This is a genomic window from Puia sp. P3, assembly GCF_050632245.1.
Lineage (GTDB): Bacteria > Bacteroidota > Bacteroidia > Chitinophagales > Chitinophagaceae > Puia.
The window spans coordinates 238932-260114 of sequence record NZ_CP192583.1; the positions used below are offsets into that span (position 1 = coordinate 238932).

At 45.5% G+C, this 21183-nt stretch carries 21 protein-coding genes and 1 pseudogene; 16 read left to right on the forward strand and 6 right to left on the reverse strand.

Going from position 1 to position 21183, the window contains the following annotated elements; all coding sequences use genetic code 11:
* The first annotated feature begins 66 nt into the window (after positions 1-66).
* From ACQ86N_RS01340 to ACQ86N_RS01370, 7 genes are all read left to right on the forward strand, one after another.
* On the forward strand, positions 67-1029 hold the full coding sequence (locus ACQ86N_RS01340; protein WP_431213591.1) for a thioredoxin family protein: 963 nt from the start codon (positions 67-69) through the stop codon (positions 1027-1029).
* Positions 1030-1579: 550 nt separating this feature from the next.
* Positions 1580-1960 (forward strand): hypothetical protein, encoded by a 381-nt coding sequence (locus tag ACQ86N_RS01345; protein ID WP_431213592.1) that lies wholly within the window; start codon positions 1580-1582, stop codon positions 1958-1960.
* 81 nt (positions 1961-2041) lie between these two features.
* Entirely contained in the window at positions 2042-2374 is a 333-nt protein-coding gene (locus tag ACQ86N_RS01350; protein WP_431213593.1) for a hypothetical protein, read from the forward strand.
* 225 nt (positions 2375-2599) lie between these two features.
* Positions 2600-3016 (forward strand): hypothetical protein, encoded by a 417-nt coding sequence (locus tag ACQ86N_RS01355; RefSeq protein WP_431213594.1) that lies wholly within the window; start codon positions 2600-2602, stop codon positions 3014-3016.
* Between the two features lie 879 nt (positions 3017-3895).
* Positions 3896-4369, forward strand: coding sequence for a hypothetical protein (locus tag ACQ86N_RS01360; protein ID WP_431213595.1), 474 nt, complete (start codon positions 3896-3898; stop codon positions 4367-4369).
* A gap of 62 nt (positions 4370-4431) precedes the next feature.
* Positions 4432-4992 carry an alpha/beta hydrolase family protein gene (locus ACQ86N_RS01365; protein ID WP_431213596.1) on the forward strand — a complete coding sequence of 187 codons (561 nt, stop codon included), beginning with the start codon at positions 4432-4434 and terminating at the stop codon, positions 4990-4992.
* A complete protein-coding gene (locus ACQ86N_RS01370) occupies positions 4968-5300 on the forward strand; it encodes an alpha/beta hydrolase family protein (RefSeq protein WP_431217939.1) in 333 nt (110 codons plus the stop codon). Before ACQ86N_RS01365 ends, ACQ86N_RS01370 begins: the two co-directional genes overlap by 25 nt.
* Before the next feature lie 418 nt (positions 5301-5718).
* On the opposite strand, the gene ACQ86N_RS01375 is transcribed toward ACQ86N_RS01370, so the two are convergent.
* The 4 genes from ACQ86N_RS01375 to ACQ86N_RS01390 form a co-directional block, all read right to left on the reverse strand.
* The gene (locus ACQ86N_RS01375; protein WP_431213597.1) at positions 5719-6213 is read right to left on the reverse strand and encodes a TlpA family protein disulfide reductase; all 495 of its coding nucleotides are present in this window, start codon (positions 6211-6213) and stop codon (positions 5719-5721) included.
* Between the two features lie 19 nt (positions 6214-6232).
* Positions 6233-6601 (reverse strand): hypothetical protein, encoded by a 369-nt coding sequence (locus tag ACQ86N_RS01380; RefSeq protein ID WP_431213598.1) that lies wholly within the window; start codon positions 6599-6601, stop codon positions 6233-6235.
* A complete protein-coding gene (locus ACQ86N_RS01385) occupies positions 6588-7148 on the reverse strand; it encodes a hypothetical protein (RefSeq protein ID WP_431213599.1) in 561 nt (186 codons plus the stop codon). Before ACQ86N_RS01385 ends, ACQ86N_RS01380 begins: the two co-directional genes overlap by 14 nt.
* 708 nt (positions 7149-7856) lie before the next feature.
* The gene (locus ACQ86N_RS01390) at positions 7857-9404 is read right to left on the reverse strand and encodes a hypothetical protein (RefSeq protein ID WP_431213600.1); all 1548 of its coding nucleotides are present in this window, start codon (positions 9402-9404) and stop codon (positions 7857-7859) included.
* An 826-nt stretch (positions 9405-10230) separates the two neighbouring features.
* On the opposite strand from ACQ86N_RS01390, the gene ACQ86N_RS01395 reads away from it, so the two are divergent.
* Positions 10231-11097, forward strand: coding sequence for a hypothetical protein (locus ACQ86N_RS01395; RefSeq protein WP_431213601.1), 867 nt, complete (start codon positions 10231-10233; stop codon positions 11095-11097).
* Entirely contained in the window at positions 11012-12955 is a 1944-nt protein-coding gene (locus ACQ86N_RS01400; protein ID WP_431213602.1) for an outer membrane beta-barrel protein, read from the forward strand. The genes ACQ86N_RS01395 and ACQ86N_RS01400 overlap by 86 nt, the downstream gene beginning before the upstream one ends.
* 50 nt (positions 12956-13005) lie before the next feature.
* On the opposite strand, the gene ACQ86N_RS01405 is transcribed toward ACQ86N_RS01400, so the two are convergent.
* Positions 13006-13986, reverse strand: coding sequence for a helix-turn-helix domain-containing protein (locus ACQ86N_RS01405; RefSeq protein ID WP_431213603.1), 981 nt, complete (start codon positions 13984-13986; stop codon positions 13006-13008).
* 1314 nt (positions 13987-15300) lie between these two features.
* Positions 15301-15612 carry a helix-turn-helix transcriptional regulator gene (locus ACQ86N_RS01410; RefSeq protein WP_431217940.1) on the reverse strand — a complete coding sequence of 104 codons (312 nt, stop codon included), beginning with the start codon at positions 15610-15612 and terminating at the stop codon, positions 15301-15303.
* Positions 15613-15886: 274 nt separating this feature from the next.
* Here ACQ86N_RS01410 and ACQ86N_RS01415 point away from each other — a divergent pair, with 274 nt between their 5' ends.
* From ACQ86N_RS01415 to ACQ86N_RS01445, 7 genes and pseudogenes are all read left to right on the forward strand, one after another.
* Positions 15887-16558 carry a DUF2961 domain-containing protein gene (locus ACQ86N_RS01415; protein WP_431213604.1) on the forward strand — a complete coding sequence of 224 codons (672 nt, stop codon included), beginning with the start codon at positions 15887-15889 and terminating at the stop codon, positions 16556-16558.
* 88 nt (positions 16559-16646) lie between these two features.
* Positions 16647-16925, forward strand: a pseudogene (locus tag ACQ86N_RS01420) (DUF2961 domain-containing protein); the annotation flags it as partial.
* The gene (locus tag ACQ86N_RS01425; RefSeq protein ID WP_431217941.1) at positions 16807-17055 is read left to right on the forward strand and encodes a hypothetical protein; all 249 of its coding nucleotides are present in this window, start codon (positions 16807-16809) and stop codon (positions 17053-17055) included. The pseudogene ACQ86N_RS01420 and the gene ACQ86N_RS01425, both read left to right, overlap by 119 nt.
* Positions 17052-18290 (forward strand): glycoside hydrolase family 3 protein, encoded by a 1239-nt coding sequence (locus ACQ86N_RS01430; protein ID WP_431213605.1) that lies wholly within the window; start codon positions 17052-17054, stop codon positions 18288-18290. Before ACQ86N_RS01425 ends, ACQ86N_RS01430 begins: the two co-directional genes overlap by 4 nt.
* Positions 18271-19374, forward strand: coding sequence for a glycoside hydrolase family 3 C-terminal domain-containing protein (locus ACQ86N_RS01435; RefSeq protein WP_431213606.1), 1104 nt, complete (start codon positions 18271-18273; stop codon positions 19372-19374). The genes ACQ86N_RS01430 and ACQ86N_RS01435 overlap by 20 nt, the downstream gene beginning before the upstream one ends.
* 38 nt (positions 19375-19412) lie before the next feature.
* Positions 19413-19985 (forward strand): DUF6786 family protein, encoded by a 573-nt coding sequence (locus ACQ86N_RS01440; protein ID WP_431213607.1) that lies wholly within the window; start codon positions 19413-19415, stop codon positions 19983-19985.
* Positions 19979-20602: a DUF6786 family protein gene (locus ACQ86N_RS01445; RefSeq protein WP_431217942.1), complete on the forward strand. Its 624-nt coding sequence runs from the start codon at positions 19979-19981 to the stop codon at positions 20600-20602. The genes ACQ86N_RS01440 and ACQ86N_RS01445 overlap by 7 nt, the downstream gene beginning before the upstream one ends.
* Positions 20603-21183 lie beyond the last annotated feature (581 nt).

The following is a 21183-nucleotide window of genomic DNA, read 5'->3' on the forward strand; positions in this document are numbered from 1 at the left end:
TTCTGAGTGATTACAATAAACCTGCGTATAATGGTGTGTCTATGCAAGATAATTTAAATCAATAAATTGAGATGCTTTCAAAAAAAGAGTCTTCCGCTGAGTATTCTTAAGCTGAAAAATACGATTAGCCTAGCAGTTGTTTTTATGCTTGTGACTGCTGATAGTTTTGCATTCGAACGACGGCCTGATTTTTCCGGGTCTTGGATACTGAAAGCGCGGCAAAGTTTAAGTGGGACAGACTATGCCGATGGGCTTCCTGAACAAATGAGAATATCCCAGAATAATTACACCCACACAATTACCATCCTAACAATCACCCCTACAGAACATGGATTGGACACGGGTAACTATACACTAAAACTAGGTGGTTCTCCAATTAATACGGTTTCGCCTAGTGGTAAAAATAAAGTAATTCGATTTGAATACTCAGCAGATAGCATGGGGATGACTGAGACAACTATGTATAGTAGACCCAATGAGAGCAATCCTTATCGCATATCAAAAATGTACTGGAGGTTAGCGGAGGGAGGATCGAATATCGAAATTGTAAGGGAGGATAAATTTGGGAAAGTAGAAGAGAATTGGTCGATTAAAGGGTTGTATGGACGAAGTGGCGCAGGAATAAGATTTGTGGAGGATGAGAACATGCAGCAGGTTAAAGCGAAGGCGAAAGCAGAAGGTAAATTTGTATTTGTGGATTGTTACGCTTCTTGGTGCGGACCTTGCAAAAAAATGGACAAAGATGTATATCCTCTTGATGATTTGGGCCGATTTATAAACGATCATTTCATTTGTATCAAGATGCAGATGGATACATCAAGGGCTGATGATGCAGAGAAAAAAAGCCGATATGCAGATGCTCACTTTTTGATTGAGCAATATGGAATTAATGCCTATCCAACTTTTTTATTTTTTTCTCCAGATGGGAGAATTGTACACAGAGATATGGGATATAAGACGGCCGATCGAATTTGTTTCAGTTGCGGATGCCGCATTGAATCCTGCCCAGCAATATTATACGCAAGTTGAGTATTATAAAAATGGTGCCCGTGAGTTTCCTATAATGAGGAATTTGGCGATACTATCTAAGCAATATGGATTTAAAGATCAAGCTTTAACTATTGCAAATGACTACAAAGTGAATTACATAGACAAGTTGAGCGACCCGGAACTGTGGAAAAAGGATCTGATTGACTTTGTGACTATACAATTCGGTGAATTATTTTACAACGAAGGGTCAAACTGGCAGGTTCTTTCAGTTATTCTATAAAAATCCTGCCAGGGGTGGATAGCATTATGAACTTTCAGGGATTTGCTGATGCGTACGTTAATAATGTGATCAGACAGGAGGGAGATTTATTCAAAAATATGGCATAAAGGCCAATTAATAAACACTAATCCGGATTGGCGTGATATCACAGCAGCGATTACCAATAAATATTCTAGTCAAAAGTTAGAGATCTTGTGGGATACTCACAATTGGATTTTTATAAGAGAACGAATAATTGGAAGGCGTACGCTAAAAAGGTTGATGAACTAGTTAGATTGGTCCCTCCTTGTGCGGGGTGCAAAAGATTTTATGAAAGCAGTGGGTGATATAAGTGACGACATATGGGCTTTGAACGGCGCTGCATGGAATATATTCTTGTCGTCTAATGATAAGCAAGTCATGCGTAGAGGGATTGAATGGACTGAGTTAGCTATCAAATTGGCAAAGAAGGCAAATTTAGATATGGCTTATATTTTTGATACAAAGGCCAATTTACTATATAAAGCCGGAAATATTCAAAAGGCTATTAAATGCGAGGAAATCGCAGCAAAACTAGATGAAAAAGGAGAAATGGCAAAATCTACGAACAGAAAAGCCAGTTATGTTTCTCCGAATAGGGAAACTATTGCGAAAATGAGAGAAGGAATTCCACATGGGAGTAGCCTAATTTTGAAGAAAATTGGATATTAGATGGGTCGATGCCAACCGGGATAGATATCATCGAGAAACATCTTATTGCAAGTCGTAAACGCACGACTAAGGCAGGCTGTTGTGACCTACACCGCCTCTGGTAATTACGAATTTAAGATGACAATGGATATTGCTAACCTTACAAAACCTGAATTTAAAGCCCTAATAATAGATGGAAAGTTACAAATTGAATGGGCGTACATTGATTTCTATGCATTAGAAATATGGGTAGATCGTGGGAATGGTAATTTTTCGTTTCTTGCCGTAGACACAATAGGTAAATATGTGGACATCTGTCAGTCTTATCTGGAAAATTTTATATGGAGGTATAAGGCGAGATACAAATGGGATATTGTGTCGACTGGTCCTTGGAGTGATGTGGTAATCGTTAAAAGCTGGGAAAGAGACGATTAAATATCTGTACCTCCCGGGTGATTGCTTTTCAATTGAACCGAAGTCACATTGGAAAACAGCCCAAAGGGGATAATCTATATTCCGTTCGGGAGCAGGCAAGGGAGATAAAAAAACATTCACCTTCTTTGCAGATCCAGTGACCATTAAAGCTCTTATCAAATATGAAGTATTTTTGTTTCGCTCCAAGTGCTGCTTGTCTCAAGTCTAATTGGCTTTTCTCAGAACGTGGTTACCTCCTCGGTTAAGCCCCAGCTTGATGTGGAGGCTTTGAAGAATTGGCCAGATATCACAGAACCTGCAATTAGTTCCAATGGTATGTATGTGTCATACACTATTGAAGAACCGTTCATTGGAAATAGGAGCTTATTTGTTCGTGCCATTAACGGGAATTGGGAAAAGCGATTTGCAGGCGCTTCCGACGGTTTTTTCTCAGACAACAATAGGCTTTTCATTTATAGAAGCGCTGATACTCTTTCTTTCTTGACACTTGGAACGGATTCTATTTCTAGAGTATCCGGTATTCTTGGCACTCGATCTCCAGAATTGGCAAAAGGGAAATGGGTGGCATACCAGCTAAATAATCCTGAGAAGGAATTGGACCTATGCAAACCTTATTACTGGAAAAAAAAGACAATTCAGTAATGTTGTAGGCTATTCATTCAACGAACGCGGTAATACCTTATTAGTGAAAAGAAGTGTTCATAAGGGAGAAAGACTGATATCTTCTTTGGACTGGGTAGATTTGGAATCCGAGAAGATTGACAACATCTGGTCCTCTTCAAGTGAATCCTTCTCTAACTCACAGATCACAGGTTTTAATTTAGACAGAGAAGGCACCCAGGCGATATTTATAGGTCCAAGTCCCTTGCGAGGAATGCCAAGCGGTAAGAAAAACAAAAAATGAAATTTGGTATTTCCGACTAAGGGATGAACAAGGCGAGTATTAAAGGTCACCGATCAGGCTCGGGAATTGTAAATGGATTGTTTGTAAGAGCCGCTATCCCGCAATTCAGTGAAGATGGCCGGTTCATATATTTTCTTTTGGAACTTCCGAAAAGTTGCTGACTGCGAAGCCAGAGTCTGGAGGTGTGGATGTGTGGAGTTATAAGGACACTTTAATTCAAAGTGTTCAGTTGGAGCACAAGAACGATAGAACGGTTTACAGCGCTGCGATTGCAAGTGACGGCGGGAATGTGATTCAATTGACTCGGGATTACGAAGACATCGCCGTGAAGCCTGCTAGAGGAGAGTTTGTGATTGTATCATACAGGAGAATGAGGCAGGGCGTTGGGGATATGTATTGGTTGGAAAGCCCAGTAAGCCACTACCTGGTATCACTTCGGGATGGTGCCGGAGACGGCTAGACACGAGAGGGGAGAGTGGGTTTTGGTTTTCACCGAGGGGACAATATTTGTTGTATTATGATTCGAAAAAACAGCAGTATTTTAGCTATAACGTGGAAACGACTAAAGCTGGCAGTGTTGTCTACGGCTATTCCTGCGGGTTGGTTAGCGTACCAAAATGAATATTATCGGGGAGAACCAGAAAATATGCCCAGACCTCCTGCCGACGGGGGTAACCGGCTGTTGGCTGGACAATGATGCTGCTGTATGGGTATATGATAATTATGATATCTGGCAATTGGATCTTGCCGGGGAAAAACCTGCGGTAAATATTACCCATGGGCTGGGTAGGGCTGGTCATATTGGGTTCAGGTTGGCCAATGGAACAAGGTACGACAATAATATTGTACATACTCGGGGCGATTCTTTGCTTTTGGTCGCCTATGATATGGAGAACAAATACAACGGTTTTTATCGCCTTTTGACAGGCTCGAGAAAAGGACCGGAATTGCTGGTGATGGGCCCTTGGACCTTTTTACACGCGGAGTTCTCTAGTGAGTTGGACGGGGGCATGCGACCTTTAAAAGCTGGAGCTGCCAACATTTGGGTCGCTAAGCGTCAAAGTGCAATGGAATCGCCTAATTTTTCTTAACACATGATTTTAAGACTTACAAGCCATTGACTCATTTACATCCGGAAAAGGATTACAACTGGTTGACCTCGGAATTGGTAAAATGGAATCAACTAGACGGAACTACAACTCAGGGCATTTTATACAAGCCGGAGAATTTTGATCCGCACAAAAAGTATCCGGTGATAGTCCATTATTATGAACAAATGTCTCATCGTTTGTATGAGTACCCATCTCCGGGATTTTCGGACGGCGAACCTAATATAGCCTGGTTCGTAAGCAGAGGATATTTAGTATTGACGCCGGATATTTACTACATTAATGGTATTGTAGGCAAAAGTGCAGAAAATACAGTAGTCTCCGCTGCGCAATATCTCGCCGGATTGCCATATGTAGACTCCAAGCGAATGGCTATAGCGGGACATAGTTATGCCGGGCACGAAACCAATTACCTGTTGACGCATACCGACTTGTTTGCGGCCGCTTTATCTTCAGCGGGTTGCAGTGATGCGGTTAGTCAATATCTTTCTTTGTCTCTCAATGGGTCTAGTAGCTATTTTATGGGAGACATTGAGTCTCGGATGGGGGTGTCACCCTCTGGCAGAACCCGCAGAGGTATATCGACGAATCTGCTGTTTTTTTAGCAGACCGGGTAACAACTCCTTTGTTGCTTGTCAGAAATAGACAAGACGAGCTTTTTCAACAAGGTACCGGACTCTTCGCTGCATTACGCCGGTTAGGGAAGAAAGTATGGATGTTGCAATATGATCAGGAAGGCCACGTCATAGGGATTAAAAGAAATCAAATTGATTTTACTATTCGAATCACTCAATTTTTTGGGTATTATCTGAAAGGAGAATTGCCGCCAGTATGGATGACAAGAGGGGTGCCGGCAAAGCTGAAGGGAATTCAGACAGGATTGGAATTGGACAATAGTGGATTACAGCCCTGATATATTGGCCAGACTACTGATAATTATTTGCGGCAAACCTAATAGAAGGAAAGCCATTGCATATCTGGTCAGGTGCGCAATTAGTGCCAGTTGTGACAGTGTAATAAGAGGGACCAATGAGCAGGGCGCCGGTAGTTTGTTTCTTTGCACAGCACTGGAAAGTCGAACAAATGTCCTTCGTACTCACATTTCCGAGACAGTAATTCCATCCGAACTTGGAACTTGTTTTGGCTGCTATACCGGCACCTATGACTGCTAAAACAGCGATGGCTGTTAACATAAACTTTGCTTTTTTCATAAAGGATTTCGCTTTTTTGACGCAAAAAGCTAAACTTTGTTTGAACAATAGGCTACACTTGTCGTGATCGTCATTTTGAAGGAGATAGTCTACAAACCTCCAGAAGTGATCCGGATATATTTATTCAAAAGCAAGTCCCCTGATTATATTTACATCAACTTGCCCAATCATTGCTTGCTTTAACTTTTTATTCTTATCATAAATAGCAATATAGGGAACGCCAGGAGTATTAAAGTACGGTCCAAAATAGTTGTTGTAATCCGCTGCTACCGTGATGTTAGAACATTTTTCAAACGAGTAACCTTTGTAGTAGTTTTTCACGTTTTCGAATGGGAAATTGGAGAAAAAATAGAACCGAATATCTTTGACTTTAGAAATTTCACTGATAATACTTTTCGTCTGTGCCTTACAATAAGGACAAAACGGACTGAAATAGAAAAGAACGACAGGTTTGCCTGGCGGAATGTTGTTAGTATTTAGGTGTGTGGTACTGTCCATCAAAAGCAGGTCAAAAGATGGCATCAGTTTTCCTTCGAATCCTGTGGTAATCGTAGGACGCTTTTCAGAACATGCAGATAGACTGATAAGAAATAGGAAAACAAATGTTTGTTTCATAATAGAGATATTTTGCGCATTATGATAATGGAGCTGTTTCTTCAGTAATTGTTTCAAAGTGCTTTGGCGCAGTGTCAATCTTCGTTTGAACTGATCTGGTTTTGTCTATTACAAACGCCAGCAAAAGACCCGCAAAGGTAAAAGTAATAGTCAAAGGAAATAATTGATAGCGTAATTCGATCGGCGCGGCCGCGACACTAAACATCATATTGCTGAGCCAAACAACAGTCATCCATAGAAGTATGTTTTTGCAATTGGGCATGCAGGATTTAAAACCGGCTAGGTTTGAAAAGGCAAGAAAGCCGAGAACAAAGACAAGATTAATGATTGCTAAACCGACAGGGAAGGCTCTCGTAATTTTAATTTGTTTGTCATTAAAATGCGGCAAAAAATACTTTGTTGTTCTCCCAATGAAACCACCTAACTGCTATTTGCTCTACTGTATCTCTTTCAAGATTATAGTAGCCAAGAAATCCCGTTGGGGGAGCATAATATTTTATAAGATTTGGCCATAAATAATATTGGGCGAAAGGGCCGGGATGGCGGGCGATTAAATAACGGCCATAATCTGAATATAAAGGTGCCATGGCTGCCCAACGAATGAAGAAAGAAGTTGTACTGTCTTTTTTCCACCGGTCATTCATATAAACCCTCAAAGGAGAATTGAAATCCCATAAATAGTAAATATCGACATTATGATCTGGGCGCATAAAGGAGGGAAATTGATTAAGGAATATCATATGCTGATTTACCAACCTATGCAGGTCCCTGAACTTTGTAGGCACAGTTAAAGAGGAGTCGAGTGCTGCGTGAGCATAGCCATATAGGGCATTAGACCCCATTTGCCAGCCTCCAAAGGCCGAAAATTGCAAGGTTCGGGTTTCGTTATAGTATTCTTGCCGTGTTCTGTTTATAAAAAGGAATAATAGCATCATAATCGATCCGATGGCGATTACCTTAACTCTCGTAGGCAATTGACGACTGAAAAGAATGACTATTATGCTTATAATCGGGTAATAAAGCGCATTGTAGCGAACGGTAAATGCCGCGACTAAAGTTAGTATGTGAAGTAGTAATGAAAGCCTCCGGATTTTGTATAGTAACCATAATAGTTGCGTAAACCAAATAGTACTCAATGTGGTAAACAGGGCATCGCTGGAAACGAAATTGGAAATATGTGGTATGAGGGGATTTAGAACACAACAAGCCATGATTATTCGGAATAGCCATTTGCCTGGAGAAAATAAATAGCGAATGGAGAACAGGAAATACAACAGACCAAATTCCAATAATAAATACTGAAACCAAACCAACGATATAGATAACCTAGTAATGGGACGAAATAGATCTAAAAACCACGAATATCCGATTGCCCACATGTTGATGAACTCATGATCATAAGCTGCCTGGAGATAAGAGAAAGAATCCGGCGGCATAAAGTTTGGATAAGGATACAAAAACTTAAATATTGAAAACTGTATTATTATTATAGCACCGGATAAATACAGTAATAACCTATTTTCCTTGTCGAGCCAAAGCCATGATCTAAAGGTTTGAGCTGATATTGTATTTTCAAATAACATATGAATGAGAATTGGATGAATGCCGATTCCCGGCCTTTAGTTAGGAAAATAGATCGCATGTTAAGCGGGCAATGTGGTTGACAGATCCGTAGTCGGGGACGGCTTTATGTCTTGTTTCACAGTTGCCATTTGAGCCAGCCAATCAATCAACAGACTCATAAAAGTCATGCTAAGGAGGATCGGAAACACCTGGAATCGAAGGGCAGCGGACGATGCGAAGATGGTGAAACCCGCATTCAGCAGCCACAACATGCCTGCCAGGAAAACACCTTTACGGAATTTCGTATCCTTGTTAAATCCTCCCAACATGGCAAAACTTAGCAATGCAAATAGCATAACTACGTTAATAACTCCTGAAAGAATAGGATAGAAGTTCAACATAGTTATTTTTTTTCCTCTCGTTCTGGTGTTAACAGCTCCTGTTTTATAATGGAACCAGGCTTGGGCAATTGGGGCTACACTGTCTCTATCTGAATTATAGCTTTCGAGAAATTCAACCGGTGGGGCATAATATTTTTGTGAATTTGGCCAAAGGAAATATCTCGCATAATGCTTCGGATATTTCCAAATGATATACAGACCATAATCTTTATAAATTGGTCCCATGGAGGCCCATTTCTTTAATTCTGAAGAAATGGTATCGCCTTTGAATGCGACAGTTTCTCTGTATTGATATAAGGGTAATCTTGGGGACCACATGTAAAATGTGCTCGCCATAATCTTTTCAATTGGATACTTTGCAGTATCGCGTGTATTGTCAAAATAAGTGCGGATCATGTTGTCTAAGTTCCGAAATCGTTTGGGGACAGGAGAGCGATCAGCGCTGTCTACGTAACGGTAAGCGTACATCGCATTGTTAGCTAATTGCCATCCGGCAAACGGAGAGTATTGCCAGTTACCTGTAAGCTGTTGAAAAAGGTTACCGGTATGTAATATAAACAGTCCGATCGAGAGGCCGGCGGCTGTTATTCCTATTAACTTTTTTAGGATGATTTGCCTAGAAAGAGTGAATGCTATAATCGATATGAGAATATAAATCAAGGCATTATACCGAAATGTAAAAGAAATAAATATGACTGCAGTATGACACGCAATTAGTCTGGAGGAAGGACGATGGATAATCCATAATAACAATGAAAACCAAGTAACGCTTAAAGCCGCAAACAGGGCATCGCTCGATATCACGTTGCCCAGGTATAAGAATAGGGGATTAATGACCATGAAGCAGAATAATATTATCTGTATTATTTTCCCCGGGTTATAGAGATAGAATAACGTAAATAGTAGAAATAGAGCACTGGCTTGTAGAGATAGGTATTGAAATGCTACAAGTAAAGTATCAGAATTTGTGAACGCACTAAAAGCTCTCAAGAACATCGAATATCCAATCATGTAAGTATTAATGCTCAGATTTTTTTCAGCAGTTTCCAAATATGCAAATGAATCCCCGTGTATATAACTCGCATAAGGATAAAAGAATTTGAATACTGCAAACTGTATCACAATTGCCGAGACTGCAATCCATAAAATGATATGATTGCGGCGGTTGTGAAAGATAAAACTCTTAAATGATGAAGTATTGACTGCTATAATGTTTTTTTCGTCCATATTTTTTGAGGATTGCTTCTCTACTCGTCACCATACAATCGATATTTGTTCGCTTTGTCGACGATTTAGGCCTAATTCATTTGAAGGAGCTGGCCGTTGAGGCCAGCTCCTCTCTTAATTTACTTAGAAACTAGGCAACTTTAGGGGTTGACCTGGAATTTAATAGAAGCATTACCATTGCATACCTGGTCGGATGCGCAAGTAGTGCCGGTTGTGACAGTGTAATAAGAAGGACCAATGAGTAGGGTACCAGTAGTTTGTTTCTTTGCACCGCCTTGGAAAGTCGAGCAAATGTCCCCTGCAGTTACATTGCCGAGACAGTAGTTCACTGAGAACTTGGAACTTGCCTTAACGGCTAAGCCAGCACCTACGACTGCTACAACAGCGATGCCAGTTAACAGCATTTTTGCTTTTTTCATAATGAAGGTTGCTTTTTGATGTAAAAAGCTAAACTTTTGTTTGAATAATTCGGCCTGTGCTTGTTTCTAACTTCTAACCGGGAGGCGACAGGCCATAAACCGCCGGGAAGTATCCGGATAAATTGTTATGACTTGTTGGATTGCTTCTTCGCCTTAAAAAGCTAACCTTTGATTTCAAACATGTGTTTGACAGGACAAATATCGATCAAGATCGTAGCTTGTTCGGGATGAATCATCGTTCTTTCGGGAGCAATAACCCAGCGAAAGAAAGAGTCCTAATTTTATCTTTTGAGCAAAATTCCACGTTCATCTTCTGTAGCACCTTTCTGTATTTACATCGCGGGGAGGTTTCCTAGATTGCGGATGTGTATTCCGGACGATATTTTTACAAATCATTAATTCTATCGATGCTGTCCCTTTTCCTAGGGGTCGGTATTTTGTATGGCCAATCTTCTTCTCTAAAGGGCTTGCTTGTTGACACTGCAAATGGAAAAAGTATTCAAAATGCCTGCGTCCTATTATTGAAATTGGAAGATTCCACTTTGATGCGATTTACTCGTAGTACCGCCGATGGAAGCGTAACAATGCGTGACCTGCCAGATGGAAAATATCTACTTTTGATTACTCATCCGGAGTTTGATGTGTATCATTTCTTGGTGAAGACGCCGGTTAATCTCGGAACAGTATACCTACAACCTAAGGGTACAACGCTGGCCGCGGCAATCGTCACCCAAAGTAGAGCAATTCTCCGAATTCGGGGAGATACCTTGGAATACGATGCCGGTAGCGTAAAAGTGAAAACCAATGGAAGTGTCGAAGATCTTTTGAAACGACTTCCTGGTGTAGAAGTGAACCAGAAGGGTGAGATTACGGCCCAGGGGGAAAAGATACAGAAAGTTCTTATCGACGGCGAGGAATTCTTCAGCGATGACCCCACTATTACAACCCGCAATCTCAGCGCTAGTATGGTTGATAAAATACAAATTCTGAATAAGGGGTCGGTCCAATCTGAACTTACAGGTATCCAAAGTGGTAGTTCCACAAGGACACTTAACATCTCCCTACGAGAAGATACAAAACAGGGACTGTTCGGTAAACTGGAAGCTGGGCTCGGATTTGAACCAAGACTACAATCAGAGCGCTTTACTCGCAACTTTCAAGGCCAAGCGAAAGCTGGCTATTTTTGGAATGGCTTCCAATACTGGTCAATTGCAGATTACAGGTGGTGGTCTTCAAGGTTTCGACGGAGGGGAGCCTATATCACTCCCTGCTGATGCTGGATCAGTAGATAATTTTGGGGTCAGCGATGTAAGTGGCGGTGTGCCCCGGATCGGCACCGGTGGGGTTCATTACTCGAATAGCTGGAACGGGGACGGCATTCGAAGTGGGACACATATGCTTGCCAATTATCGATTTATTAATAGTAGTATTGAACCATCTTCTCATACATATTTTCGACAATCCTTGCCGGATAGTATCTACGAACAGATTCAGCAAGCAAATTCTCATCGGGCTGACGACCGGCAAAGCTTGTCTGGCGTTTATGAACTCGCACTAGACTCCAGTTCTTGTCTCCGGCTATCCTTTGCCGGACTTAGTGGAAGTGAGCATAATCAGGATGTTTTCATGGATTCCACCTTGCTCAATCGTCGTGAGGTGAACGATAGCCGTCGCAACACTAATGCATATGTAGACAACCGAGGTTCTCTCGCCAACATCACCTGGCGGCGTAGATTCGTCGAACCTGGAAAGACGCTATCTGCGTACCTGGGTTTTAGTAATGATTATGAACGTGTATACGGCTACTTGTTTGCCGAAAACAATTTTTATCTGTCAGATAGTAGTCTATCTTTCAGGGATTCTACAGACTTACGAAAGGACAACAAAGGTAGCACCAGGAATCTCGAGGTTAGTTCCGTTTATTCTACTTTGATGTTCTCAAAGTTTATAGAACTGGTAACAGGCTATAGCCTAGCCTTTACTCATATCGAGTCTCGTCGAAATTCATTCGGGAGGGGGGATGGTAAATACGATACCTACATTGACAGCTTAAGCAGCAAGTATGATTTTGATATAGTGACCCAGCGTGTCCATTTGAACACCCAGATCAAAAAGAAGAGTTGGCTCTACACGTTTGGGACTGATATAAGTTATGCTAATTGCTTTCGGCAAGATATAATGGTGGATACCACAACACATTACCACTTCCTTAGTTTTTTTCCGAGTTTGCATGTTCGATGGAATATCAGCCCCATCCGCGCTTTCAACTTCCATTATTCAGGCAGCGCCACTCCTCCTTCAATCTCTCAAATCCAGCCTATCAAAAGCAACAGCGATCCCCTTAATCTGATAATTGGCAATGCGGGCTTGCAGCCTTCCTACCTTCACAGCTTTCGATTGGGATGGAATGATCATAAGCCATTGATGGGTAGGTATTTCTATTTTGACCTAGTCTACGGCTTTACTGTTCATGCGTTCAGCAGTCGTAATATTGTTGACAGCTTGGGTCGTACCCTTACGCAAACCGTAAATGTAAATGGGAATAAGAATGCGGTTATCTCATTCTTATCGGCATGGAGGCTTCGGCCGTTGAATATAGACTTAGGAGTGAGAGGTAATTTAATCTATACCCGATCGGTAAATTTTGTGAATGGACAATTGAATCGAAGTGACAATTATACACCTTGGGTCGGCGTGAATATAGGCCAAAATGTGCCTGATAAGTTTAATTTCAGTCTAAATTTTAATTATAACTATGCATGGTCGCGTAACTCTGTTAACCAGCGCGCAACCACTCAATATTGGACGGGCCAATGGATTGGTCAATTTGGTGTTAACCTGCCTTGGCAAATGGAAATTAACTCCAACGCCACTTATTCCTGGCGACAGAAGATCGGCCCGATGGATGCAAATAGTGCGTTCACCCTTTGGAATGCCGATTTGGATAAACGTTTCCTCCGAAACGCTTTGACAGTTCGTATTGGTGTCAATGACATTCTCAACCAGAATACTGGTATCAACAGGGCAGTAACAGCCAATCAATACACAGAAACCAGCTTCACGGCTATCCACCGCTACTGGTTGCTCTCTCTGATTTGGAATTTTCGAACAAGGGATAAGTCTGATAAGTAAGCTCAATGCGCTTATTCTGAGAACTCTCGACAGCAATATCTCGTACTCACTTACTGTTCTGTCGCTGCCTGTCGGAACTCACCCGGCGTCTTATTAAAGCGTCTTTTGAAAACTTTAATAAAGCTATTGACGGTTTTATACCCAGTGAGAGCGGCTATTTCTTTTATGTTCCGGTTAGGATCAGCAAGAAGATTGCGCGCCGCCAACATTCGCTCAGAAACAAGATATTCATACAACCCGTCTCCATAAGTCTGCCGAAAGCCGTTCTTAAGCTTGAACTCATTCATTCCAACTTTCTGTGCAATCTCACCAATCTTATAATGATAGCGGATATTCTTGCAGATCATCTCCCGGGCTTCATGGATGCCGTTGATCTCCTGATTAGAATAGGGGCTACGAGGCTGCTGCTGAGCAGACTGACGCAAGAGATGGAACAGTAGCGTCCGAGCAAGCAGATCGAAATACAGTGGATTAAAGGCCCTTTCTCGTGAATGATGGATAAGTCGGTAGATCATATCCTGTATTTCTCTGGTAAGGAAAGAATTATCTTCCGATAACATCGCGAACCTACCAGCACGCACCTTCTCCAAAAAACATTGAAGGATGGGGAAGTAAGGAGCCCATTCTTCAAGAATGGGTAAGCTGTATTGCAGGCGTATGCTAATGTATTCCCTGCCTCCTTCGTGTGAACTGGTAAAGTCAAATACAGGCGAATAAATGATGTTATACTGTCCCTCGCGCAGAAGAACGGCTCCGTGCCTCTCCACTTCCAGCCGGCTCTCATGCTGCAGTGCGATACAGGCGCTGAAGAAGGGGCCTTCATCCTGCATACGGAATACTGTTTTCCTATTGATGTGATATGCATGATAATAAATGGGGCCAGCAGCGCTGGGTAATTCCTGAAGGAGTAGTTTTCCATAACCATTGCTGGCAGCCTGTACCATACTTCCGGGGATAAAGTGGCTTCGCAGCTCGGTTGGAATCTCAGTGCTGAAGGGTAGTGCATCGTTGAGATTTAATGCAAATTTCATGATTGTAATTTGAGTGAAGTTAAAGACCCTGGTTACAAAAAATTAATCGATCAGAGCCGGCAAAGACTAGAAGGGGGTAGGGGTATGTTGAGTTGATTTGGGATTGTTGCTTGTGTTATCCAGCTATCGCAAGTTAATGCCAAATCCCCCTTATATGCAAATTTTGGAATACGCCTAAAAGCGATTTTTAGGTTACTTTAGGCAACTACCGCGCAATTATTGCCGTAAAGCTTGTTGGCGATCGGGACTACTTTTTAGGTTGAATAAGTTCATCTTACTTATAAAAAATGAACCTAAGAATAAGGGCAAATAAAGTCTTACTTCCCATAAAACTCCATAACGAAAGCAATAAAGGATATAAGGCATGCTTAGAACATGATATAATAGAATTGTACGTTTGTTTTCCTTGCTGTTGGAAGTAGTAATTGTAAGAAATAAAAACAAAGCCCAAAAGGAAATCCCAATTAAATTTATTTCGTATAATAGGTGCCCCGCGTCATGATACGACAAAAATATGTTTGAAGGGTCTTTTATTGTGTACCGTAAAAACAAATAGGTTCCTATAAACGCGGTACCTGGTAATGAAATTTCGAGCATAGTTTTTAATGGTAGACTAGACCGCTTAATAAGAAGCGTGGCTATGAGTGACACAGATAAAGCCGAAGATTCTCTATTGAGTGTAGAAAGAACGATGAGAGCACATATCGCTGTCATGGCAAGAATATAATCGTTCCTTTGATATTTGAGGAAAAGGTAGAAAATCAATAACTGAAAAAAATAGCTTGAGATGTCATAATAGTAAAGGGCGAATTGGGATAGGTTGATAACTATTATAGAAATAAAAAGGAAATACCATTTTTCTGAATCAGATAATGAGAAATGGCCTTTAGACTTTAGCAGCAAGATTATTATAATGCTGATGGCGCAGATAAAGAGAGTATTCAGAAGAAAGTAGGCGTAATAAAATCTTTCCGAGCCATCCTTGAGGCAAAATAAAGATAATGTGCGGCGAGGTTCTTCGGGAATAACATTTTGTAATGAGCCATCAATTTTTAACAATAAAAATTTACTTAATATCCTATACTTGAACACGTCATGGTCAAATTGGGCGTGAAAGGCATTTCTGGAAACGCGAACGGCAAAGCCATAATTAGGAGTAAATCCAAAATAGACAATCTCGCTCGTGACGACAGATAATAGGAGAGCAACAACAATAGCCGGAATAAGTCGAAATTTCATGAGCAAATCTAAACACATCTCCCGCAGAATATTTGCGAGATCGAAACTGCTGAAAACTTGCCGTACCGCCTTTCTTCACTCCCCATGGATCTTCCTATACGCCGCGGGCGTCAACTGAAAAATCGTCTTAAATGTCTTATTGAAGGACCGCTGTTTCTTATACCCACTATCCAACGCAATCGCTTTGATCGAGTCATCGGTGTCCACGAGCCGCTTCGCGGCCCGCTGCATGCGCATCTTGACCATATAGGCATGCACGGTGGTTCCGAGCTGCGCCTTGAAGCCCGACTGTAATTTTTCGCGGTTGAGGTTGAATTGACGGCAGAGGCCATCGATGGTGTGAGAATCGTATAGGTGTTCGTCGATATAGTCCCTGATCTGCAGGATCGAGCCGGAAGTCTTTTCTTTTCATACATGGATAGGTTAATGGCGGAGAAGGCCGGTTAAAATACCGAAATTTTTTATCGAATAACCCCGGCGGGACAAGCGGACTATCCCCGTTAGGGACTATTTTTAGCAATAGCTAGAGACTTACACGTACACGATTTTGTAAGATAATTCCTACTGTATGTCCATTGCACTGGCCTTTTAAGCCCGGAATCCACCGCCAAAAGGTGATTTTTCTTACCTTTCTACTTTACCGACCAAAAAACTTGCCCAAATGAAGCTCCTGATTTGCCTGTCCATTTTGCTCTTATCCGCCGGCCTCTTCGCACAACAACCCTTCAACGGGGTCGAATCCAACCTCGGTAACCTCTTCCGACTTTCGAACGCCAAATCCCGCAGCATCAGCCCCGAGAACTTCAACGGCGCCAAAGGCGGCGGCGGCAAAGCCACGACCGGCACTGGCGCCAACGCCTCCCGCGAACTCGGCCAGGGCTGGAAAGTAAGCCCCTCGGTAGACATAGCCCCCGGACAGACCTATACCATCGCCGAGATCGACGGCCCCGGCAGCATACAACACATCTGGATGACACCCACCGGCAACTGGCGCTACTCCATCCTCCGCCTATACTGGGACGACGAGACTACTCCCTCCGTCGAAGCACCCGTCGGGGACTTCTTCGGCCAGGGATGGGGACGCTACGCGGCCTTACAAAGCCTCGCCGTCTGCGTCAACCCCGGCAGCGCTTTCAACTGCTACTGGCCCATGCCCTTCCGCAAAAAATGTAAGATCACACTAGAGAATATCGACGTCCAAAAAATGGTTCTCTACTACCAGGTCGACTACCTGCTGACAGATATACCCAGCGACGCCGCCTATTTCCACGCCCAGTTCCACCGCACCAACCCCTCCCATACAAGACGGACTACGTCTTACTCGACAACGTAAAAGGCAAGGGCCAGTACGTCGGCACCTATATGGCCTGGGGCGTCCACAACAACGGCATGGGTGGGGAGAAGGCGAGATCAAATTCTTTATGGACGGCGACACCGAATTCCCGACCATCTGCGGCACCGGAACGGAAGACTATTTCTGCGGCAGCTATGACTTCGACACCCGAACAAAGAACGCCGCAGGCGTCCCCGAGTCGCACCTATACCGAATTCTCCGGCCCCTACACAGGCCTCCCACAAGTGATCCGCGGCGACGGCCACTACGACAGCCAGCAACGATTCGGCCTCTACCGCTGGCATATCACCGACCCCATCCGCTTCGAAAAAGCCTCAAGGTCACCATCCAGGCCCTCGGCTGGCGCGACGGCGGACGCTACCTCCCTCTGCAGGACGATATCGCCTCCACCGTATTCTGGTACCAGTCCGAACCGCATTCGCCCTTCCCGGCGCTGCCGAAAAAGGACCAGCTCGAGATCAACTAACGCCCAATGATAAAAAGAATAACCCCTATTTTCTTACTTCTAATCATCGCCCATACAACACCAGCCCAGCCGTATAAAAACCCAAACCTACCCATCGCGGACCGCGTCAAAGACCTGCTCTCCCGCATGACCACGGAAGAGAAGGCCGCCCAGCTGCGCAGCACCTGGTCCGCCCGCCCGCACATCAGCGAGAAATCTCTCGCCGACGCACACGTCATGGACTCCCTATTCGGCCAGGGCATCGGCATGATCAATCCAGACTTCGGCAATAACACCGAACAAACCCTCCGATACCGCACCGCCATCAGCGACTATATCCGCACCAAAACCCGACTTGCCATCCCCCCCATCTTCCTCGACGAGTCCCACCACGGCCTCATGGCCTCGGCAATCCGACGTCTTTCCCATGTCCATCGGCTTCGCCTGCTCATGGGATACGGCACTGGTAGAAAAAGTCTATACCTATATCGCCGCCCAGGCATCGGCCCGCGGCACATCCATGGTCCTCGCCCCCGTCATCGACGTGACCCGCGACCCCGCTGGGGCCGCACCGGCGAGACCTTTGGCGAAGACCCCTTCCTCTGCGGACTCATGGGCAGCGCGACCGTAAGAGGATTTCAGGGATCTACCGACGGCAGCATCGCACCCAACCATATAGCCGCTACCTTAAAACATTTCACCGGCCACGGCCAGTCTGAAGGCGGTGTCAATCAGGGACCGACCGACGTCCCGGAACGCGTCCTCCGTACCTTCCATATGGAGCCTTTCCGCCTCGCCGTCAGCCGCGTCAGGCCGGCCGGCATCATGCCCGCCTATCTCGAGATCGACGGCATACCCTGCCACGCCAATCGCTGGCTGCTCAAGGACGTACTCCGAAAAGAATGGGGCTACAAAGGCGTACTCGTCAGCGACTGGTGGGCCATTGACCAGCTGTTCCAAAAGCACCATATCGCCCCCGACAGAAAGACCGCGGCCCGTATGGCCTTGGACGCCGGCGTCACGGTCGACCTACCCATGGGCGCTAACTATACTTTGCTTCCATCCCCTGGTCAAAGAAGGGGCCATCCCCACCAAAGCCCTCGACTCGGCCACGGCCCTCGTCCTCACCCTGAAATTCAAACTCGGGCTCTTCGACCAAAAACAAGAATATTCCATGGCCAAAGCCCAGACCCGTATCGGCCTACCCGAAGGCCGGGCCCTCGCGTTACAGGCGGCGGAGGAGTCCATGGTGCTCCTCAAAAATGACAACAAGATCCTTCCTCTCGGCAAAACCCAGTATCACCGCATCGCCGTCGTCGGCCCCTGCGCCGCCACCAACTATACCGGCGACTACTCGGGCGTTCCCGTTCAAAATGTCTCGTTGCTACAAGGCATAAAGAACACACTCGGCCCGAATACAGATATCGTCTACGCCAAAGGGGTGGACCTCACCCTCAACGGCGACACCATCAGCCTGAACAATTTTCAGTATATCGACTCTATCATGCTGCCCGACCCCGAGACCAACAGAAGAAAGATCGATTCCGCCGTCGCCGTCGCCAGAACCGCCGACATCATCATCTGCGCCGTCGGCACCAACGAGCAGTTCGTCCGCGAGGCCGAAGAATCACACCACTACGGCGACGCCAGCACCCTCGACCTGCCCTCCCAACAGGACGAACTGGTCAAAGCCCTCGTCGCGACCGGCAAACCCGTCGTCGTCTACCTCGCGCACGGCCGCCCCCAGTCCATCAACTATATCGCCGAACACGCCAACGCCATCCTCGACGGCTGGTATACCGGCGAAGAGTCCGGCAACGCCGCTGCACACATCCTCTTCGGCGACGCCAACCCCTCGGGCAAACTCACGATCAGCATCCCCCGAAGCGTCGGCCAGATACCCGTCTACTACAATCACAAACCCAGCGCCCAATTCCTGCCCTATACCACGGAGTTGAATACCCCATTATATCCCTTCGGCTACGGGCTTAGCTATACGAATTATGCGTACTCCGCCCCACGTCTATCCAACACCAGCATTACCCCCGGCGGCTCCACCACGGTCAGCGTCGATATCACCAATACCGGCAAAATGAAGGGAGACGAGATCATCCAGCTCTATGTCCACCAGCAAACCAGCTCCGTCACCAGACCCGTCAAAGAATTAAAGAATTTTAGCCGCATCCACCTCGAACCCGGGGAAACAAAGACCGTCAGCTTCCTCATCGACCGGAACAGCCTCGCGTTCTGGGACCGGAATTTGCACTATACCGTAGAGAAGAGTATCTTTCAGATCATGACCGGCCCAAATTCCAACAGTCTGCAAACAGTAGAACTAACGGTAAAATGACATCCATGACTCGCCATATACTAATCATCCTAACCATTATGTCAACGTTATCCTGTAACAACCCGTCAGATCACGAGGCCACGACCCCGGCCCCAAGAGACAGCGTTCGCCGCAGTTTCGCGGACGACCTGCAGTTCCTTCGGAAATACGACAGCGTCGTCGTCCTCGAGTCCGGGACCTCCAGAGCCATCGTATCCCCCAAATACCAGGGCAAGGTCTTTACCTCCACCAACGCCGGAGACAAAGGTCCCAGCTTCGGATGGATCCACTACAAGGCCTTCGACGGACCCGCCGACCCGCATATGAACGCCTACGGCGGAGAGAACAGACTCTGGCTCGGCCCCGAAGGCGGACCCTATTCTCTCTTCTTCCCGCCCGGCGCAAAAATGGAATTTGCCAACTGGAAGACCCCTGCCGCATTCGACACCGAGGCATGGGACATCACCGACCACAGCACCCGCACGGTAAGCCTTAGGAAAAATATGCAGCTCACCAACTATGCCGGGACCCAGCTGAAACTCGCCGTCACCCGCAGCGTCACGCTCTCACGGACGGCAGCGCCATCGACAGCCTCCTCGGCCTGCCCTTCGACGCCTCCGTCAATATCGTAGGCTATACCACAGCAAACACCATCATCAACACCGGCGACAAACCCCGGACGGAGACAACCGGCATGCCCTGTATCTGGCTGCTCGATATGTTCAACCCCTCACCCTCGGCGGTGATCGTCATCCCGTATAACGGAGATACCAGCAAACCGGCGACTACCGGTTACTTCGGGGAGATCCCCTCCGACCGAATCAAATACGAAGGAAACGTCCTCTTCTTCAAAGCCGACGGAAAGAGCAGGGGCAAACTCGGCATCCACCCGCCCCGGGCCAAACATCTGATGGGCAGCTATGACCCCGACCACCACCTGCTGACCATCACCCAGTTCGACGTCGACCCCGGCGGCCGCTACCTCAACCAGGAATGGGCCACCAACAAACCGCCCTTCAGCGGCGACGCGGTCAACGCCTACAACGACGGACCGTTGGCCGACGGCGGACAGATGGGACCGTTCTACGAACTCGAGAGCGTCGCGCCCGCCGCGGCCCTCGCACCCGGTGCCTTGCAGATCCACCGCCACAGCGTCTTTCATTTTACGGGAACCGAGGCCTCGCTCGACAAGATCAGCCGGCAGACACTCGGAGTGCCCATCGAAAAGATCAAGACCATCTTTCAATAAAAAAACCCGCCTGGTGGCGGGTTTACGTTTGGGAAGAACAAGAAGACAGGCTATTAGTATGGTAATTCAGACGCTCGTTATTCTGAAATAAAACGGATCGTAAAGCTTCCGTCCTCAACATAGTAATAGCTTTTACGGCTGCGGGAGTACACGACAGGCGCTCCAAATTCCTTCATCAATCGGATGTACTCGTACATGCTGCGTTCGGACATGCCAATCTTTTTCGGCAAGTTCGCCAGGAGTGCCGGTCCCCTTGATTCGGATCAAATGGTCGATCCGATGCAATCTTTGGAAGATCTCTTTTTGCATAGCAATAAGGTTTTTTGGTGAATGGTTTTAACCATAATGAAGTTAAGATTCCCCGCCGTAATTCCATACCCGATATTGGTATGTTAGATATTTTATATAAAATATTATACAGGGAAACCCTCAAAAATCCGTCCTTTTTCTAACTATGTGGTTTTGCCGGTCAGCGGCTGGACGGCCTTCACGGCCTTTTCCGCCTTCAGCGGCGCGCGAGAACATAATTCTTGAAGGACATGATCTGGCGACCGCCTAAGAAAGTCTGCTCGATAAAAGTG

Bases quoted from the DNA above. Each gene is read 5' to 3' on its own strand.
- ACQ86N_RS01345 (WP_431213592.1), top strand. From the start codon at position 1,580: ATGAAAGCAGTGGGTGATATAAGTGACGACATATGGGCTTTGAACGGC.
- ACQ86N_RS01360 (WP_431213595.1), top strand. From the start codon at position 3,896: ATGAATATTATCGGGGAGAACCAGAAAATATGCCCAGACCTCCTGCCG.
- ACQ86N_RS01375 (WP_431213597.1), bottom strand. From the start codon at position 6,213: ATGAAACAAACATTTGTTTTCCTATTTCTTATCAGTCTATCTGCATGT.
- ACQ86N_RS01385 (WP_431213599.1), bottom strand. From the start codon at position 7,148: ATGATGCTATTATTCCTTTTTATAAACAGAACACGGCAAGAATACTAT.
- ACQ86N_RS01390 (WP_431213600.1), bottom strand. From the start codon at position 9,404: ATGGACGAAAAAAACATTATAGCAGTCAATACTTCATCATTTAAGAGT.
- ACQ86N_RS01395 (WP_431213601.1), top strand. From the start codon at position 10,231: ATGCTGTCCCTTTTCCTAGGGGTCGGTATTTTGTATGGCCAATCTTCT.
- ACQ86N_RS01400 (WP_431213602.1), top strand. From the start codon at position 11,012: ATGGCTTCCAATACTGGTCAATTGCAGATTACAGGTGGTGGTCTTCAA.
- ACQ86N_RS01405 (WP_431213603.1), bottom strand. From the start codon at position 13,986: ATGAAATTTGCATTAAATCTCAACGATGCACTACCCTTCAGCACTGAG.
- ACQ86N_RS01415 (WP_431213604.1), top strand. From the start codon at position 15,887: ATGAAGCTCCTGATTTGCCTGTCCATTTTGCTCTTATCCGCCGGCCTC.
- ACQ86N_RS01430 (WP_431213605.1), top strand. From the start codon at position 17,052: ATGATAAAAAGAATAACCCCTATTTTCTTACTTCTAATCATCGCCCAT.
- ACQ86N_RS01435 (WP_431213606.1), top strand. From the start codon at position 18,271: ATGGTGCTCCTCAAAAATGACAACAAGATCCTTCCTCTCGGCAAAACC.
- ACQ86N_RS01440 (WP_431213607.1), top strand. From the start codon at position 19,413: ATGTCAACGTTATCCTGTAACAACCCGTCAGATCACGAGGCCACGACC.